At 63.2% G+C, this 14866-nt stretch carries 18 protein-coding genes and 2 pseudogenes; 11 read left to right on the forward strand and 9 right to left on the reverse strand.

Annotation, left to right across the window (positions count from 1 at the left end):
* A complete protein-coding gene (locus G6N09_RS13660) occupies positions 1 to 720 on the forward strand; it encodes a CPBP family intramembrane glutamic endopeptidase (protein WP_083027181.1) in 720 nt (239 codons plus the stop codon).
* Positions 721 to 745: 25 nt separating this feature from the next.
* Here G6N09_RS13660 and G6N09_RS13665 read toward each other — a convergent pair whose 3' ends face one another.
* A complete protein-coding gene (locus G6N09_RS13665) occupies positions 746 to 1555 on the reverse strand; it encodes an enoyl-CoA hydratase (RefSeq protein ID WP_083027180.1) in 810 nt (269 codons plus the stop codon).
* A 51-nt stretch (positions 1556 to 1606) separates the two neighbouring features.
* On the opposite strand from G6N09_RS13665, the gene G6N09_RS13670 reads away from it, so the two are divergent.
* The 3 genes from G6N09_RS13670 to G6N09_RS13680 are packed head-to-tail and all read left to right on the forward strand — an operon-like array spanning position 1607 to position 4526.
* Entirely contained in the window at positions 1607 to 2692 is a 1086-nt protein-coding gene (locus G6N09_RS13670; protein WP_083027194.1) for a CaiB/BaiF CoA transferase family protein, read from the forward strand.
* A gap of 42 nt (positions 2693 to 2734) precedes the next feature.
* A complete protein-coding gene (locus G6N09_RS13675; protein ID WP_046190422.1) occupies positions 2735 to 3487 on the forward strand; it encodes a 3-hydroxyacyl-CoA dehydrogenase in 753 nt (250 codons plus the stop codon).
* A 40-nt stretch (positions 3488 to 3527) separates the two neighbouring features.
* Positions 3528 to 4526: an NAD(P)H-dependent flavin oxidoreductase gene (locus tag G6N09_RS13680; RefSeq protein WP_083027179.1), complete on the forward strand. Its 999-nt coding sequence runs from the start codon at positions 3528 to 3530 to the stop codon at positions 4524 to 4526.
* A gap of 241 nt (positions 4527 to 4767) precedes the next feature.
* On the opposite strand, the gene G6N09_RS20335 is transcribed toward G6N09_RS13680, so the two are convergent.
* On the reverse strand, positions 4768 to 4893 hold the full coding sequence (locus G6N09_RS20335) for a hypothetical protein (RefSeq protein WP_109370879.1): 126 nt from the start codon (positions 4891 to 4893) through the stop codon (positions 4768 to 4770).
* A gap of 145 nt (positions 4894 to 5038) precedes the next feature.
* Between G6N09_RS20335 and G6N09_RS13685 the strand changes: the two genes are divergently transcribed.
* A complete protein-coding gene (locus G6N09_RS13685) occupies positions 5039 to 5677 on the forward strand; it encodes a class I SAM-dependent methyltransferase (protein WP_083027178.1) in 639 nt (212 codons plus the stop codon).
* Positions 5678 to 5683: 6 nt separating this feature from the next.
* Here G6N09_RS13685 and G6N09_RS13690 read toward each other — a convergent pair whose 3' ends face one another.
* Complete coding sequence (locus G6N09_RS13690; RefSeq protein WP_083027177.1) at positions 5684 to 6400, reverse strand: SIR2 family NAD-dependent protein deacylase; 717 nt, start codon at positions 6398 to 6400, stop codon at positions 5684 to 5686.
* Between the two features lie 28 nt (positions 6401 to 6428).
* Here G6N09_RS13690 and G6N09_RS13695 point away from each other — a divergent pair, with 28 nt between their 5' ends.
* Positions 6429 to 6806: an Rv1152 family transcriptional regulator gene (locus tag G6N09_RS13695; RefSeq protein WP_083027176.1), complete on the forward strand. Its 378-nt coding sequence runs from the start codon at positions 6429 to 6431 to the stop codon at positions 6804 to 6806.
* Here the strand turns inward: G6N09_RS13695 and G6N09_RS13700 are convergent.
* Complete coding sequence (locus G6N09_RS13700; protein WP_083027175.1) at positions 6803 to 7624, reverse strand: class I SAM-dependent methyltransferase; 822 nt, start codon at positions 7622 to 7624, stop codon at positions 6803 to 6805. The genes G6N09_RS13695 and G6N09_RS13700 overlap by 4 nt on opposite strands.
* A gap of 10 nt (positions 7625 to 7634) precedes the next feature.
* A complete protein-coding gene (locus G6N09_RS13705; RefSeq protein ID WP_083027174.1) occupies positions 7635 to 8165 on the reverse strand; it encodes a DUF1697 domain-containing protein in 531 nt (176 codons plus the stop codon).
* A 63-nt stretch (positions 8166 to 8228) separates the two neighbouring features.
* Here G6N09_RS13705 and G6N09_RS13710 point away from each other — a divergent pair, with 63 nt between their 5' ends.
* Together G6N09_RS13710 and G6N09_RS13715 are read left to right on the forward strand one after the other, a co-directional pair.
* Positions 8229 to 8672: a PPOX class F420-dependent oxidoreductase gene (locus G6N09_RS13710; protein ID WP_083027173.1), complete on the forward strand. Its 444-nt coding sequence runs from the start codon at positions 8229 to 8231 to the stop codon at positions 8670 to 8672.
* 45 nt (positions 8673 to 8717) lie between these two features.
* Positions 8718 to 8891: a DUF5302 domain-containing protein gene (locus G6N09_RS13715; RefSeq protein WP_109558992.1), complete on the forward strand. Its 174-nt coding sequence runs from the start codon at positions 8718 to 8720 to the stop codon at positions 8889 to 8891.
* Here the strand turns inward: G6N09_RS13715 and G6N09_RS13720 are convergent, their stop codons facing one another.
* Together G6N09_RS13720 and G6N09_RS20455 are read right to left on the reverse strand one after the other, a co-directional pair.
* Positions 8892 to 9116 carry a DUF732 domain-containing protein gene (locus tag G6N09_RS13720; RefSeq protein WP_083027172.1) on the reverse strand — a complete coding sequence of 75 codons (225 nt, stop codon included), beginning with the start codon at positions 9114 to 9116 and terminating at the stop codon, positions 8892 to 8894.
* 1230 nt (positions 9117 to 10346) lie between these two features.
* Positions 10347 to 11252: pseudogene (locus G6N09_RS20455) on the reverse strand (serine/threonine-protein kinase); the annotation flags it as partial.
* A gap of 187 nt (positions 11253 to 11439) precedes the next feature.
* Between G6N09_RS20455 and G6N09_RS13730 the strand changes: the two are divergent.
* On the forward strand, positions 11440 to 11661 hold the full coding sequence (locus G6N09_RS13730) for a DUF732 domain-containing protein (RefSeq protein ID WP_220096724.1): 222 nt from the start codon (positions 11440 to 11442) through the stop codon (positions 11659 to 11661).
* A gap of 65 nt (positions 11662 to 11726) precedes the next feature.
* On the opposite strand, the gene G6N09_RS13735 is transcribed toward G6N09_RS13730, so the two are convergent.
* The gene (locus tag G6N09_RS13735; RefSeq protein WP_083027169.1) at positions 11727 to 12233 is read right to left on the reverse strand and encodes a hypothetical protein; all 507 of its coding nucleotides are present in this window, start codon (positions 12231 to 12233) and stop codon (positions 11727 to 11729) included.
* 391 nt (positions 12234 to 12624) lie between these two features.
* Between G6N09_RS13735 and G6N09_RS13740 the strand changes: the two are divergent.
* Positions 12625 to 12774: pseudogene (locus G6N09_RS13740) on the forward strand (HhH-GPD-type base excision DNA repair protein); the annotation flags it as partial.
* A 220-nt stretch (positions 12775 to 12994) separates the two neighbouring features.
* Here the strand turns inward: G6N09_RS13740 and G6N09_RS13745 are convergent.
* Positions 12995 to 14128, reverse strand: a complete 1134-nt coding sequence (locus G6N09_RS13745; protein WP_133053099.1) for a hypothetical protein — start codon at positions 14126 to 14128, stop codon at positions 12995 to 12997.
* 45 nt (positions 14129 to 14173) lie between these two features.
* On the opposite strand from G6N09_RS13745, the gene G6N09_RS13750 reads away from it, so the two are divergent.
* Positions 14174 to 14464 (forward strand): DUF732 domain-containing protein, encoded by a 291-nt coding sequence (locus tag G6N09_RS13750; protein WP_163752797.1) that lies wholly within the window; start codon positions 14174 to 14176, stop codon positions 14462 to 14464.
* The last annotated feature ends 402 nt before the right edge of the window (positions 14465 to 14866 follow it).

Below are 14866 nucleotides of genomic sequence, written 5' to 3' on the forward strand. Positions count from 1 at the left end.
ATGACCCAGATCAGTCCAGTCCGTCCTGGCCTGCTGCGCGAGATCACCAAAATCGTCACCAAAGTCGCACCGCCCTATCACGAACCACGGGCAGTGGTGCAGCGCCGCCGGGTCGTGGTCGGGATCGTGGTGGTGATCGGTGCCGCGGTGCTCAGCCTGATGCACAGCAAGCTGCCGGGTGACCCGGCGTTCTACTGGCTGTCGCTGGTATTGGCCGCAGTCTGGACGGTGGGTGCGGTCGCGGCCGGACCGTTGCACCTGGGCGTGCTGAGGTTCCGGGGGCGCAACGAGCGGCCGGTGTTCACCGGTACCGGCGTGGGTCTGGTGCTCGGTTCCGTTTTCCTGCTCGGCGGGCTTGCGGTTCAAGACATTCCGCTGCTGGCCAATCAGGTGGTCGCGATCCTGACCTACACCACCGAGGTGTCCTGGCGGCTGGTGGTGGTGATCGCGCTGGTCAACGCGATCGCCGAGGAGTTGTTCTTCCGCGGCGCCCTATTCAGCGCGTTCGGTCGCCGCTCCCCGATGGTGTTCTCCACCCTGCTCTACGTCGCGGCGATGATGACCGCAGGCAACCTCATGGTGGGACTGGCTGCGCTGGTGCTCGGTACCGTCTGCGCCATCGAACGCCGCGCCACCGGTGGCATCCTGGCGCCGGTGATCACCCACATGGTGTGGGGGCTGATGATGGTTGTGGCGTTGCCGCCGATCTTCGGGCTCTAGCGCGAACCGCCTGCTGCCCCGAACCTCAGTTGTCGGTGAAGTGGGGGGAGCGTCGCTCCTGAAACGCCCGGGTGCCTTCGCGGAAGTCGTGGGAGTTCAACAGAACCGACTGTCCGACGTATTCGCGGTCCAGCGTGGCATCGAGTTCGGTCAGGGTCGCGGTGTTGATGGCGTGCTTGGTCTTGGCCAAGGCTGCGGCGGGTCCGGCCAGCAGGCTGGCCATTAGCTTGTCCACCTCGGCGTCGAACTCCTCGGCCGGGTGCACCGCGCTGATCAGTCCCCACTCCAATGCGTCGGCGGCCGAGAGTCGTTCGGCCAGCAGGGCCAGCCGCATGGCGCGTGTCCGGCCGATGGCCGCGGCGACCAGCGCCGAAGCGCCGCCGTCGGGCATCAGCCCAATCTTGGTGAACGCCAACAGGAAAAACGCCTTCTCGGAGGCCACGATCAGGTCGCAGGCCAGCGCCAGCGATACGCCGATGCCAGCCGCCGGGCCCTGCACCACGGCCACAATCGGCCTGGGCAGCGCGACCATCGCCCGGATCGCCCGGTTGGCTTCGATGATGATCTCGGTCGCCAGTTCGTCGGTCGCATCCTCGGCGCTGATCCCGGCTCCCGAACAGAAGCCGCGACCCGCGCCGCCGAACCGCACCACCCGCACCCGGGGGTCGCGGGCGGCAGCCTCCATGGCGTCGGCGATCCCGGCCAGCACTCCGGTGGTCACCGAGTTGAGGCTGTCGGGGCGGTCGATGGTCACCGAGAGCACCCCGTCGGTCAGGGCGACGGACAGGCCTGCCACCGCTGCGAGGGTGTCGATGCCGGAGTCGATTGCAGTCATGGCCCTCACCCTAGGATGCAGAACACACAGGCATTCGACGAGGAGGCAGATATGGCGGGACCACTGGCGGGGCTGCGGGTCATCGAACTGGCCGGGATCGGACCGGGGCCGCACGCGGCGATGATCCTGGGCGACCTGGGCGCCGACGTGGTCCGCGTGGATCGGCAGCCGAAGTTCGGTGGTGGACCCAGCAAGGACGCCATGCTGCGCAACCGGCGTTCGGTGACCGCCGACTTGAAGTCGCCGGAAGGGCGCGATCTGGTGCTGGCGCTGGTGGCCAACGCCGATGTGCTGATCGAGGGCTTCCGCCCGGGCGTCACCGAGCGGCTGGGCCTGGGTCCCGAGGACTGCGCCAAGGTCAACGAAAGGCTGATCTACGGCCGGATGACCGGCTGGGGCCAATCCGGTCCGCGTTCCCAGCAGGCCGGCCATGACATCAACTACATCTCGATCACCGGCGTGCTGCACGCGATCGGCCGCAACGGCGAGAAGCCGGTGCCGCCGCTGAACCTGGCCGGCGACTTCGGTGGTGGGTCGATGTTCCTGCTGGTCGGCATCTTGGCTGCGCTGTGGGAACGTCAGACCTCGGGCAAGGGGCAGGTGATCGACGCGGCGATGGTCGACGGGGCCAGCGTGCTGTCGGCCATGATGTGGAGCTTCCGTGCTCAGGGCATGTGGAATGACGAGCGTGGGGTCAACATGCTCGACACCGGAGCGCCCTACTACGACACCTACGAATGCTCCGATGGGCGGTACGTGTCGGTCGGTGCCATCGAGCCGCAGTTCTACGCCGAACTGCTGGCCAAGCTGGAGCTGGATCCCGCGGCGTTGCCGGCGCAGAACGACGTGACCAGCTGGCCCCAGTTGCGGGCCACTCTCACCGAGGCGTTCGCCGCCCACGACCGCGATCACTGGACCGCGGTGTTCGCCGGCTCGGATGCCTGCGTGGCACCGGTACTGGCGTTCGGCGAGGTTGAGGCCGATTCGCACATCGCCGAACGTGACACCTTCTACGACGTCAACGGCTATCTGCAGCCGATGCCGGCGCCGCGGTTCTCTCGAACCGCTCCCGAGGTCCCCACGCCGCCGGCCGTTCTGGGAGCCGACAACGAGACCATCCTGAACGACTGGGTATAGTCCCGACCAACCAGACGGTTGGGATTGAGAGGGGCCAAGAGAGTGCAGATCAAGGACGCGGTAGCCGTTGTCACCGGCGGTGCTTCCGGATTGGGTTTGGCGACAGCCAAGCGCCTGCTGGACGCCGGCGGACAGGTCGTGGTGATCGACCTCAGGGGTGAGGACACCGTCAAGGAGCTCGGCGACCGGGCCCGCTTCGTGGAGGCCAATGTGGCCGACCCCGAGGCCGTGACCGCTGCACTGGACGTCGCTGAGTCCATGGGACCGGTGCGGATCAACGTCAACTGCGCCGGCATCGGCAACGCGATCAAAACGCTGAGCAAAGACGGCGCCTTCCCGCTGGATGCCTTCACCAAGATCATTCAGGTGAACCTGATCGGCACTTTCAACGTCCTGCGGCTCTCGGCCGAGCGGATCGCCAAGACCGAGCCGATCGACGGCGAGCGTGGGGTCATCATCAACACCGCTTCGGTGGCGGCGTTCGAGGGTCAGATCGGGCAGGCCGCCTACTCGGCGTCCAAGGGCGGTGTGGTCGGCATGACCCTGCCGATCGCGCGTGACCTCTCGCGCGACCTGATCCGGGTGTGCACCATCGCGCCGGGCCTGTTCAAGACCCCGCTGCTGGGCTCGCTGCCCGAGGAGGCGCAGAAGTCGCTGGGCGCGCAGGTGCCGCACCCGTCGCGGCTCGGCGACCCCGACGAGTACGGCGCGCTGGCCGAGCACATCATCAACAACCCGATGCTCAACGGCGAGGTCATCCGCCTCGACGGTGCCATCCGGATGGCCCCCCGATGAGCGCTTGCGCGAAGAGCATCAAGCAGAGCTAGGAGTCCTTATGGCTATTACAACGAAGTTCACCGAGACGTTCGGGGTCGAGCACCCCATCGCCCAGGGCGGCATGCAGTGGGTGGGGCGCGCGGAACTGGTGGCGGCCGTGGCCAACGCCGGTGCGCTGGGGTTCCTCACCGCACTCACGCAGCCGACGCCGGCGGATCTGGCCAACGAGATCGCCAAGACTCGGGACCTGACCGACAAGCCGTTCGGCGTGAACCTGACCATCCTGCCGGCGATCAACCCGCCGCCGTATGACGAGTACCGCCAGGTGATCGTCGACGCCGGCATCAAGATCGTCGAGACCGCCGGCTCCAACCCGGCGCCGCACCTGCCGATGTTTCACGACAACGGGATCAAGGTCCTGCACAAGTGCACCTCGGTCCGGCATGCGGTCAAGGCGCAGAGCCTGGGTGTGGACGGCATCAGCATCGACGGGTTCGAGTGCGCCGGGCACCCCGGCGAAGACGACGTTCCCGGCCTGGTCCTGATCCCGGCCGCGGCGGCTCAGATCGAGATCCCGATGATCGCCTCCGGGGGTTTCGCCGACGCTCGCGGCCTGGTCGCGGCGCTGGCGCTGGGAGCCGACGGCGTCAACATGGGTTCACGCTTCATGTGCACGGTGGAGTCCTGCATCCACCAGAACGTCAAGGAAGCGATCGTCGCCGGTGACGAGCGTGGCACCGAACTGATCTTCCGGTCGCTGCACAACACCGCGCGAGTGGCCAGCAACCAGGTGTCGCGCGAGGTGGTCGAGATCCTCAAGAACGGCGGTCAGTTCCCCGACGTTCAAGAGCTGGTGGCCGGCGTGCGCGGCCGCCGCGTCTTCGACGAAGGTGACGTGGACGCCGGCATCTGGACCGTCGGCACCGCGATGGGCCTGATCAACGACATCCCCACCTGCGATGAGCTGGTATCGCGGATGGTGTCGGAGGCCGAGGAGATCATCCTCGGACGCCTGGGCAACATGGTCGAGGACGACGACGAGGAGAACGTCGCCTGACCAGGGTGGCTTAGGCGCTACCTGCGCCGAACGTGCAATCAGGCCGGAGAATCTACGGATTCTCCGGCCTGATTGCACGTTGGACGTCGTCTTGGACACCGTTGGCTCACGGCACGGCCGGGCCGACGAGGAAATGTCAGAGAAATGGGATGACTGAAGGAAGGCGGCCCACCGAGATGGGGCTGCCGTCGCCATGCAACAGCGTGACCGTGATCGGTGCCGCTCGCGCGGCACCGATCAATCAGCTGGCCAGCGAGTGCAGGCTTTCGAACTGCTCCGAGGTGTCGCCCTCGACGAGAAAATCGCCGTGGTAGAGGGCCTCGAAATCAACTTTGATTACGTCGGCACTGGAGTCATCGATCCACATGAGACTGAGCTTAAGGGTCACTATTAAGGAATCTTTGAGTCACGATTGGGGAAATGGTGGCAATGCTACTGACGGGTAGCGTTTTGCCGGCGCCCTCGTGAGACGGCGCGCGCCCGAGTCCGCCGCCGGGGCTAGGGTGGCAGCCATGACTGCACCGGACACCCTGGACAACCCGCTATTCGCCCGGATTTGGACGTTCATGTCGAGCCACGAGACCGACTGGCTGCGCGATCGGCGCCGGGAGAACCTCGCGGGCTTGAGCGGGCGGGTTCTGGAGGTCGGCGCGGGCACCGGAAGCAACTTCGCCTTCTATCCCGAGACTGTGACCGAGGTGGTGGCAGCCGAACCTGAATCTCAGCTACGCGATGCCGCGCTGATTGCCGCGGCAGCGGCGCCGGTACCGGTCACCGTGGTGGCCAGCACCGTCGAGGCCCTCGACGCCGGGGAGCCGTTCGACGCGATCGTGTGCTCCCTGGTGCTGTGCTCGGTGGACCGTCCCCAGGACGTGCTGCGCCAGCTCTACACCTTGCTGAAGCCCGGGGGAGAGCTGCGCTACTTCGAACATGTCGCCAGCCCCGGCCTGCGAGGCGGACTGCAGCGGGTGGCCGACGCCACCTTCTGGCCGCGTCTGTTCGGCAACTGCCACACCCACCGCGACACCGAGCAGGCGATCACCGCGGCTGGGTTCGCGGTGACGGCGTCGCGGCGCGGCCACCAGTTCCCGGCGTGGGCGCCGCTGCCGGTGTCGGAATTTGCGTTGGGTTCGGCAAGCCGCCCGGCCTGAGGCCGGTCAGTCCACCAGGAAACGCAACCGCTGGGCCATCCCCGGCAGTGCCGCCGAGGCGGACGTCTGCAGGAACACCGTGGCCCGCTCCGACAGCGGCGTGGGTTCCAGATTCACCTGGACCACGGTCTTGCCCAATTCCAGCGCCCGTTCGGGCAGGCTGGCAGCGGGATAGACCACCCCGGACGTTCCCACCACGATCAGGACGTCGGCGGCGTCGACGGCCTCGACCGCGGCATTCCACGGTTCGTCGGGAAGCTGTTCGCCGAACCAGACCACATCCGGGCGGATCAGACCGCCGCATTCGCACGACGGCGGCATGATCTCGAGCACCGGTTCGGGCAGGTCGGGCAGCTGCGTGTCGTGCGGCTGTTCGCAATCCGAGCAGCGGAACGTGAACATCCGGCCGTGCAGATGGTGAACGGCCGAGCTGCCGCCGCGCTCGTGCAGATTGTCGACGTTCTGGGTGATGACCGTGACGTCGTCGACGTGGTTCTCCCAGTCCGCGATGGCGCGATGCCCCAGGTTCGGTTCGTAGCGTCGGGCCAGCTGGCAGCGCCAGGTGTACCAGCCCCAGACCAGTTCCGGCTGCCGGTTCCAGCCATCGATGCTGGACACCTCATAGGGGTCGTACTGCGACCACAACCCCTTCTCGTCATCGCGGAAGGTCGGTATCCCGCTCTCTGCTGAGATCCCTGCACCGCTGAACACCGCCACCCGCACGCCACCAACATAGCGGGATACTGGCCGCATGGACTTCGCGCACCTGCTGAAACCCGACGTACCGTCAGACGCGCCGCTGTTCGAGCAGATCAGGTTCGCGCTGATCGAGGCGGTGCGTACCGGATCGCTGCCGGCGGGAACCCGGCTGCCCACCGTGCGCGACCTGGCCGGTCAGCTGGGCCTGGCGGTCAACACCGTCGCGCGGGCCTATCGCGAACTGGAGGCCGGCGGCGTCGTCGAAACGCGGGGCCGGTTCGGCACATTCGTGGCCAGCAGTGACCCGGCCGAGGCCACCATGACCCAGGCCGCAAGCGCCTTCGTTGCGGCCGCACGCGCGGTCGGCCTGGGCAAGCCCGAAGCGCAGCGCTATCTCGATGCGGCCTTCGCCAGCCCCGGTGGTGCCTAGCCGAATTCGAGCAGCGTCAGTGACGGGCGGACGGGAGCGAGGAAAGGCAGCCGATAGGCACTGGCCAGCACGCTGTTGAACAACCACCCGCGACCGGGCGGGAACTGCAGATCCCGAACCGCCCGGATACCGGGCATGGTGTTCACCAGATCGGCGGCCTCGTTCACCGACAGGTTGAACGGCATCGGCGGGACCTTGTAGCGCAGCGAGGTCCGAATTCCGCGCCGCATCAGCATCGCCAGCAGCGGAGGCGGCACGTCGAACAGCATGCGACCGCCCGGGAAACGGCGAGCGCACTCGGCGATCAGTCCAAGCGACTGCTCGGGCTGCAGGTACATCAGCAGGCCCTCGGCACTGATGAATGCGCCTTTGTCCGGGTCCACCTGGTCCATCCAGCTGTAATCCAAGGCCGACTGGGCGCACACCGAAATCTGCGGTGACGACGGCAGCAGTCGGGTACGGATGTCGACGATCGGGGGCAGATCGACGGTGAGCCAGCGGAATCCGGGGTCGGGAACGCTCGCGCTCACTCGCCAGAAGCTGGTCTGCAATCCTTCGGCCAGGGCGACCACCGTGCCCGACGGGTGCTGGCTCAGGTACTGACGGGTCTGCTCGTCGAAGGCCAGGGCGCGCAGCGCGATGTCCTGGCGGGTGGGCCCGAACTTCGCGAAGTCGAAGTCGATGGAGTCGACCAGTTCGATCGCCATCGGGTCGTCGATGATCCCGTCGGAACGGCGGGCTTCGGTGGCCCGCGCATTCAACGTCAGCAACGCGGTCTCGGAGACGCCGGTCAGGGTGACTTTCTGTGCCTGGCTCACCTGTGCGACCTTACCGGGGGTCGGCGGCGTGCAGCACTTTGCTCAGGGTGCGCAGGTTGCGGGTGGTGGTGGTCGACTTGTGCCGCTTGTTGCCCATCGTCTTGCCGACGATGCTGGACAGGGTGTCGCCCTTGGGGATCTGCCAGTAGATCACCCCGTCGCCGACAGCGATGGTCTCCTCGGAGTTCTCGGCGAGCACGGACAGGTCGGTCCACGCCGCGTCGTCAGCGATGAACGTGACATAGGAGTGCAGGCCGGGGACCTCCGCCTCGAAGGGGAACGCCGCCACGATGTCGCGCAGCTTCGCCACGTCGTACACCAAGACCCAGGCCTCATAGCCGAATCGCTCCCGCAACGTCGACTCGGCGGTGGCCCGCACCGCAGCGGCCTTGGCCGACGAGTCCACCAGTACGTTGCCGCTGGCGAGCAGTGTGCGAACCGCGCTGAAACCGGCGGCGGTCAGGGTCTCGGCGACGTCGGCCATCTTCAGGTTGACTCCGCCGACGTTCACGCCGCGCAGAAACAGCGCATACCGAGTCATGAGGTGGGCTCCAATCGGTGGAAGTACGAGGGTAATCACCCGTGGCGTCGGTAGGCTTCGGACATGGGACGCCAGGTATTCGACGACAAGTTGCTGGCAGTGATCAGCGGGAACTCTCTCGGCGTTCTGGCCACGGTCAAACGTGACGGACGCCCCCAACTGTCCAACGTGTCTTACCACTTTGATCCGCGTTCCCTCGAGGTGCAGATCTCGGTCACCGAGCCGCGGGCCAAGACCCGCAATCTGCGGCGTGACCCCCGCGCGTCACTTCTGGTGAGTGCAGACGACGGCTGGTCCTATGCGGTGGCCGAGGGTGATGCCCAGCTGACGCCGCCGGCTGCCGCGCCCGACGATGCCACCGTCGAGGCGCTGATTGCGTTGTACCGCAATATCGCCGGCGAACACCCGGACTGGGATGAGTACCGCGAGGCGATGGTGACCGATCGCCGGGTGCTGCTGACGTTGCCGATCCACCACCTCTATGGCATGCCGCCGGGCGTGCGCTGAAGCATCTCCCGTCGGTTCGCGGCGCGCTGGGCTAGGCTCCCCGGTATGCCCGAATCAGATTCAGCCGCAGACGAGAACAAGCGCAAGTTCCGCGAGGCGCTGGAGCGTAAGAAGGCGCAGTCGGCGGGCGGCTCGGACCACAAGGACGGCGGCGCCAAGCAGTCGCGGTCGCACGGACCGCTGGAGAGCCGCCGGGAGTTTCGCCGCAAGAGCGGATAGCTACTGCACCGGGCAGGCGTACTTGCGGGCCACATCCATCGCCCGTTGGTTCGCGGCCGGACCGACGACCCCCTGCGCGGCGAGTTCCAACCCGATGTAGCCCGGCAGGCCACCCTCGCAGGACTGGTGGGCCAGGCGCCATGCGGTGTCGGGGTTCAGGTTGAACCCGTTGCGCTCCAAGCCTTCCATGTAGGTGTCGAACTCCGGGGTGCCCCAGATTGACATTCGTTACGCAGCGTGGACGCTAGGGGGCTTTGCGACTGCCTACCGTGCGACGTCAGTTGACTGGCCCGCGGGTGGCGCGGCGCGGCGATATGCGAGGCGGTGCGACCTATCTGCGCCCCGTCACGGTTCGTTGGGGTGACCCCAAGGCCCTGGGGGGCATCCCCACCCCCGTATCCCCGACCGGGCTGTAATGCGTCGGCGGGAACGCGTACGGGTTACAGAGTCCGGTCAGCGCGAAGCTACCTACTTGGGCCAAATGCTCTTTGAGCAGTTATCGAATTGCCAGCGGCCGTCGATGAACGTCCATGTTCGTGGATTCATTGAGTCTGCAGGTGCGCTGGGGTCTTCATCGATTGAAACGACTTGGCCATGCGAACCATTGATGTTTGCGGTGGCGCTTACGTATTTCGGATTTCGGTCCTTGAAGAATATTTCAAGTATCGATCTGAAGTCTTCAAGGTTGCCGATGATAATTTTGCAGCGTTGTGAGTATAAAGCGTAGGCGCCAGCCGCATCCCCCTGCGAAGCTAGCATGTCGAGTCGATGAGCTGCGGCTTCGAGTGCTTCCTTCGAGTTCGGCGCCATGTCCGTAGTGTTCGCCGAGCCAATGAACGCAGTTTTGTACGCCTCGGCGTCAGAAGGCTTGAGTTCCCCTGTGACTCGGAGGACGAGGCTGTCTTTAACCGTGGTCCACTCCTGGCCTACTAAAGGCACGGTCGCTCGCACTTGTTGTATGTACTCGGCGCGCTTCTGCGCAGCATTCTCATCTGGCCATTGCTCGACAGTCGCGCCGCAATCGACGCCTGCGTCAGCGATGGAACACGGGTTTACATTTGAGACGCGTGTGTCGACAAGAACGGTTGCCGCGACGTAACCGTTTGGGCGCCCGATCAGGTTGTTGGTGTCGTTGTCCTCAGTCAGGGCGATCAGGGTGGTTACTTCTGGGATTGCTGCTTGGATCGCTTCTGCGGCAGTCTGCGCCGTTCTCGGACCAGGTGCCGGGGCTGCTGAGGGCCTTTCGGCTCCTATAAGGAACGAACCGGGTTCACCGCTGTGATGGTCGGCTGATAGGCGGGACACAGTCCAAGTGCCGCCGACTATAGCCACGGCTGCGGCAACACCCCCCGCAATCCATACCGCTCGACGTTTTGCTATTGCGTCATATGGCTGTGAATCGGACGATGAAGACGATGGAACGGCTCCGGGGAACTCCCCGGCCTGTGTTGGCGCAGCGTCGGCCAACGTGGCGGCCGGCAGGGCCGCCAGAGTGGCCTCGGCAGCTATGGGCGCTCCTAGTGCATTTCGTGCGAAATCTCGCGCGAAAGCATCGCAATCCAAGTAGCGCCGGTCAGGATTCTTGTCTAGCGCCTTTTCGAATACGTTATCGAGCGCGACCAACTCGGGCCGTAAATCGCTAAGTTTGGGTGGGGTGGCAGTCAGGTGCTGGCTGATGACAGCGACAGGGTTGGTGCTCTGGTACGGCGCTGAGCCGGTGAGCAAATGAAATGCGGTCGCAGCCAAGGCGTACTGATCGGCGCGACCGTCAATCGCTTCGCCCAGTAACTGTTCGGGGGCCGCGTAGGCGACTGTCCCTACGGTCATATTTGTAGCTGTCAGACCGGATGGATCGCTGATTGCGCGGGCAATGCCGAAATCGGCTAATGCGATGCGCTGCCCACCGGGTCGTGGGTGTCCGCACAAGATATTGGCTGGCTTGACATCCCGGTGCAGCATCCCGGACTGGTGCGCGTAGTCCAAGGCGGAAGCGACCGCCGTGACTATTTCGGTGACGTGCAGTACGGGTATGCCTGCTGGATGCTGTGTGCGTATCAACTCCGCGGTGTCGAGGCCGTCGATGTAGTCCATTGAGATCCATAGCCGCCCATCGGCTTCTCCTCGGTCATGAAGGGCTACCAGATTGGGGTGCCACAACGCGGCAGCCAGCTCTGCTTCCTGCTGGAATCGCTTCTGGTACTCCGCGTCCGACGCAAATGACCTCGAGAGAATCTTCAGTGCCTCTTGGCGCGGCAATCGTGGGTGATCGGCGAGGTAAACCTCTCCCATCCCGCCGGAGCCGAGTTGTCGAATGATGCGAAATCCCGCGAAAACTGCACCGTTCTCAAGGGATGGGTTCACTAGCAATGTGGGGTGGTCTTCCTATCTCAAGTGTTCTGTCTGTCACGCTTCTGGTTTCTAGCTGTCGCTCGACCGAACCAATAAGAGCCTGTCGCTCCGGTGATGTAGAACATTGTCCATGAGAATGCTACTAGCTGCCATGTCGGTACCTGTCGCTGTCTTGCTTGCTCCATCGGCGTCTGCGGGAGTGGATGAGTTCGTAGACGAGATCACCAAGCAGAACGTCGACATCGGTATGGCAAACCTCCAACGACACAACCTCCCGTTGATGGGGCTTGAAGCCTGTACCCGTTTGCGAGGGGGGATGAGCTACGAGCAGACCCTCGCCTCATACCCCGGAGTGTTCGGTGACGGTGCCAGCGTGATCCGTATTGCCCAGCAGACCATCTGCCCGGAGACGATCAAGTAGAACTGGCCTTACCTAGGAGAACACCCCCGGCCACCGTGGCCAGGGGTGTCTTTCACCAGCCTGCCCTACGAGGCTGGGTCGTCAGGCTCGCGCGGCGGCATCTGGAGCACGTAGTAAGCCGTCAATGAATCCAACGCAGCAGTGATGGCTTTGCGCCGTAGCTCCGTCCGCATCTCGAAGCCCGTCCTCTTGAAAATCAGCAGCACGGTAGCGCCATTCGAATCAGCCTGACCCATCTGATCGGTAATACGACTGAGGTCGGTTTGCTCCTCCGATGCCCGCTGCATCACTTCCCTTACCGGCCCAACGATGAATTGGTCATCGGCGATCTCGACAATCGCCGAGCCTAGTGCGGAAATTTCTTGCAGTTGTCGTCTGAGCCTCGGCTCTGCATTGCTCCACACCAGGTGTGCCTTACTAAACTGTCGCTTGAAAACTTGCAGCACGGGGATTCTGCGCGTCGGCACTGGCGGTTCAACCGCGAAATCTTCTCTGTCCAGGAAGCTGTTGACAGTGGACCTGAACTGTGTGATTAGTCCGTCCAACGGTTTGGTAGGCGGTAGATCAGTCATGCTGACACCCCTTCGGTCGACGTTACAATTCAGCTCCGGCTATCCGTCGAGATCGCGGAACTCTCCAGGCGGTAACGCTACAGCTAGTGGGTGACAGTCTTGGTGCGCACAAGGGCTTGTGTTTTGGCGTGTCGTTTTTCGCCTCAGCAACTGTCCACATCCACGGCCCAGCAAACGATCTTCCTCAGAGTCCACTCGCTGAGTCGGCGTCGGCGGCCTGCTGGGGTTTCGGGAACGCACAGGGCTATCCGAGTCCTCTAACGCTCCCGGTTATCCGGCCCGGATGTTGAACTCGCGGCCCTTGCTCCGCGGCCCCCGATTCCGTGGTTACGCTCTCCGATGGTGGTGTAGTGCGGACGTAGATCGTCCGCGGTGTCGAGAGGTTGGCGTGGTGACTCGAAAACTTTGCCTCGCTCAAGATCCCGAGGCCGACGAGCTGCTGGCGAAAAATCCGTTTGCTTTGCTAACAGGTATGTTGCTTGATCAGCAGATATCGATGGAACGGGCATTTGCTGGACCAAAGAAGATCGCCGAGAGGCTCGCCCGTAATCGTGTTGATACTTCTCAACCTAGTGGAATTGCACTGATTTGCTATCGCACCGTTGCTACTGACCTGCATCAGGTGGCTTGCCTGCGCTTGGCTGATTCCGACCTGTCTGAGCATCGGCAACCAGTCCCCGTGTATCACCTCCGCTTTGGCCGCGATCAACTTCTAGCCTGAGCGCGATAGGGATTCTTTAGATAGGTTTACCGTACGCGCGTTAGGTGATCTCAACTATTTCTGGAAAACGAGCATCGGGGTTATCTATCTTTTCGACTGATGTGAAATAGCACTGATTGTCGACTTCCCCGATGAGCTGCGTCGTCAGTAACTCTACTCTGGATATTGTTGAGTGACTTCTAAGTGCAGTAAGTATATCCTCACGGAGATGAGCTAGTACGTCTTCTCCGCCGCCGATTGTTATCGCTGAAATATCTACAGAAACAATCGCCGGGTAGCGGCCGGAAAACTGGCTAGCGGCAGATTTGACCGACCGTACGACGCCTTTAACCCGGTCTTGTCGAACCTCGCACGCGATATTGACATTGATAAATCGGCGAAGTGTCCCGTTCTCGTCTACGGTGACTGCCTCGGTAGAAAGCTGATCAAATTCAGTAACTCCCCTGGGTAGAACCAGGCTAGTTGGCCCAACGCCGGCGGGGAGGATAGAAAAATGCGCCGTATAATTCCCCTCATCGGTCTCGCTGAAATTCGAGGGCTCGGTGCTGCGTAAACCTAATCGGGCAGCTGAGGCAATTCGGTCAATAGCGGCCCGGTTCGGCTCGGTGTGAAATGTAACTTCCAGAAGTAATGTCGAGTGGGCTATGTGCCGCGGAAATACGGCACGTAACTTCCGCTTGAGTATCCCATATAGCTCAAACCGCGCTTTATCTCGCGAGCTGACGCTAGTCTTGTGCTTGCACTCAACTTCCATGCAGTCATCTATGAGTAGATCGGGAGTCTGAACCCCTGCCTCCGGGATGAAGAATGCTCGATGCCCGGCTTTTGCATACTCAGCAGCCACCCGAATCTCGTGAATAGCACTTGCGACCCGATCAGGGTCATCCAGTCGCAGATCATCGATGCGGGTATCTAGATTTTGGGTGCCGGAATTTTGCAGGGCTTGGATATTCGACATCAGTTCACCGATCTGTAGCAATTGCTGCGATCGGTGAAGCCACTCAGGTGGTGTGTTCTTATACTGCGCTAGCCACGATGCGATAACGTGCTGACTTCTGTGAGGACGCGATGTATGTGCGGCCAGCCAGTCCGTGCCCATCAACTCGGCCAGCGCATTAGCCCATGCGACGTAATCTTCCGGCGCATAACTCCTTACCCCAGGAGGGCTAGACATGCTCGCAGGATAGACTAAACAGTCCGTTGAGGTAGAACTATGTCCATGAAGCTGATACTCGCCGCCCTGGCCGTGCCCGCTGCCGTCCTGCTTGCCTCACCGGTTCACGCGGGTGTTGACGAGTTCGTGGACGAGATCAACAAGCAGAACATCGACATCGGCATGTACAACCTTCAGCGGTACAACCTGCCGCTGATGGGCCTGGAATCTTGCAACAGGCTTCGCGGTGGGATGAGCTATGAGCAGACCTTGGCGTCGTACCCATCCCTATTCGGTGACGGGGCCAGCGTGATCCGCATTGCTCAGCAGACCATCTGCCCGGGAACGATTAAGTAGCGCAGACTCCGGTTAGTCCGCAGATGGCGGTGTACCGCATGCTGCAAGGGTCTTCTTGATCCAAGTTGTTGTGTGACGGTGCGACCGCAAAATGCATACGCGCATTTCATAGGATGCAGCCGTGAGCGAGGAATCGAATACCCGACCTCCCCTACATCGCCATCCGGTGGCGGTCTGGGGCTTAGGGGTCACTGGCGCTGCGGGCACAGTTGCCTCCCTCGCCAACGGGCGAAACACGCTAGCCGTGTTCACATCTCTCCTTATGGCTGGCGCGCTCGCGTACGCGGCTTACCCACGGGCTTCACGACTAGCGAGAAGCGTGCTCTACGGTTTTGCGGTTGCTGCTTTAGTTGTCGCCGTCCTCTCTTTGAATAATTCGGTAGGGACCGACTTAGGCGGGCG

Origin of the sequence: Mycolicibacter minnesotensis (assembly GCF_010731755.1) — a bacterium.
GTDB lineage: Bacteria > Actinomycetota > Actinomycetes > Mycobacteriales > Mycobacteriaceae > Mycobacterium > Mycobacterium minnesotense.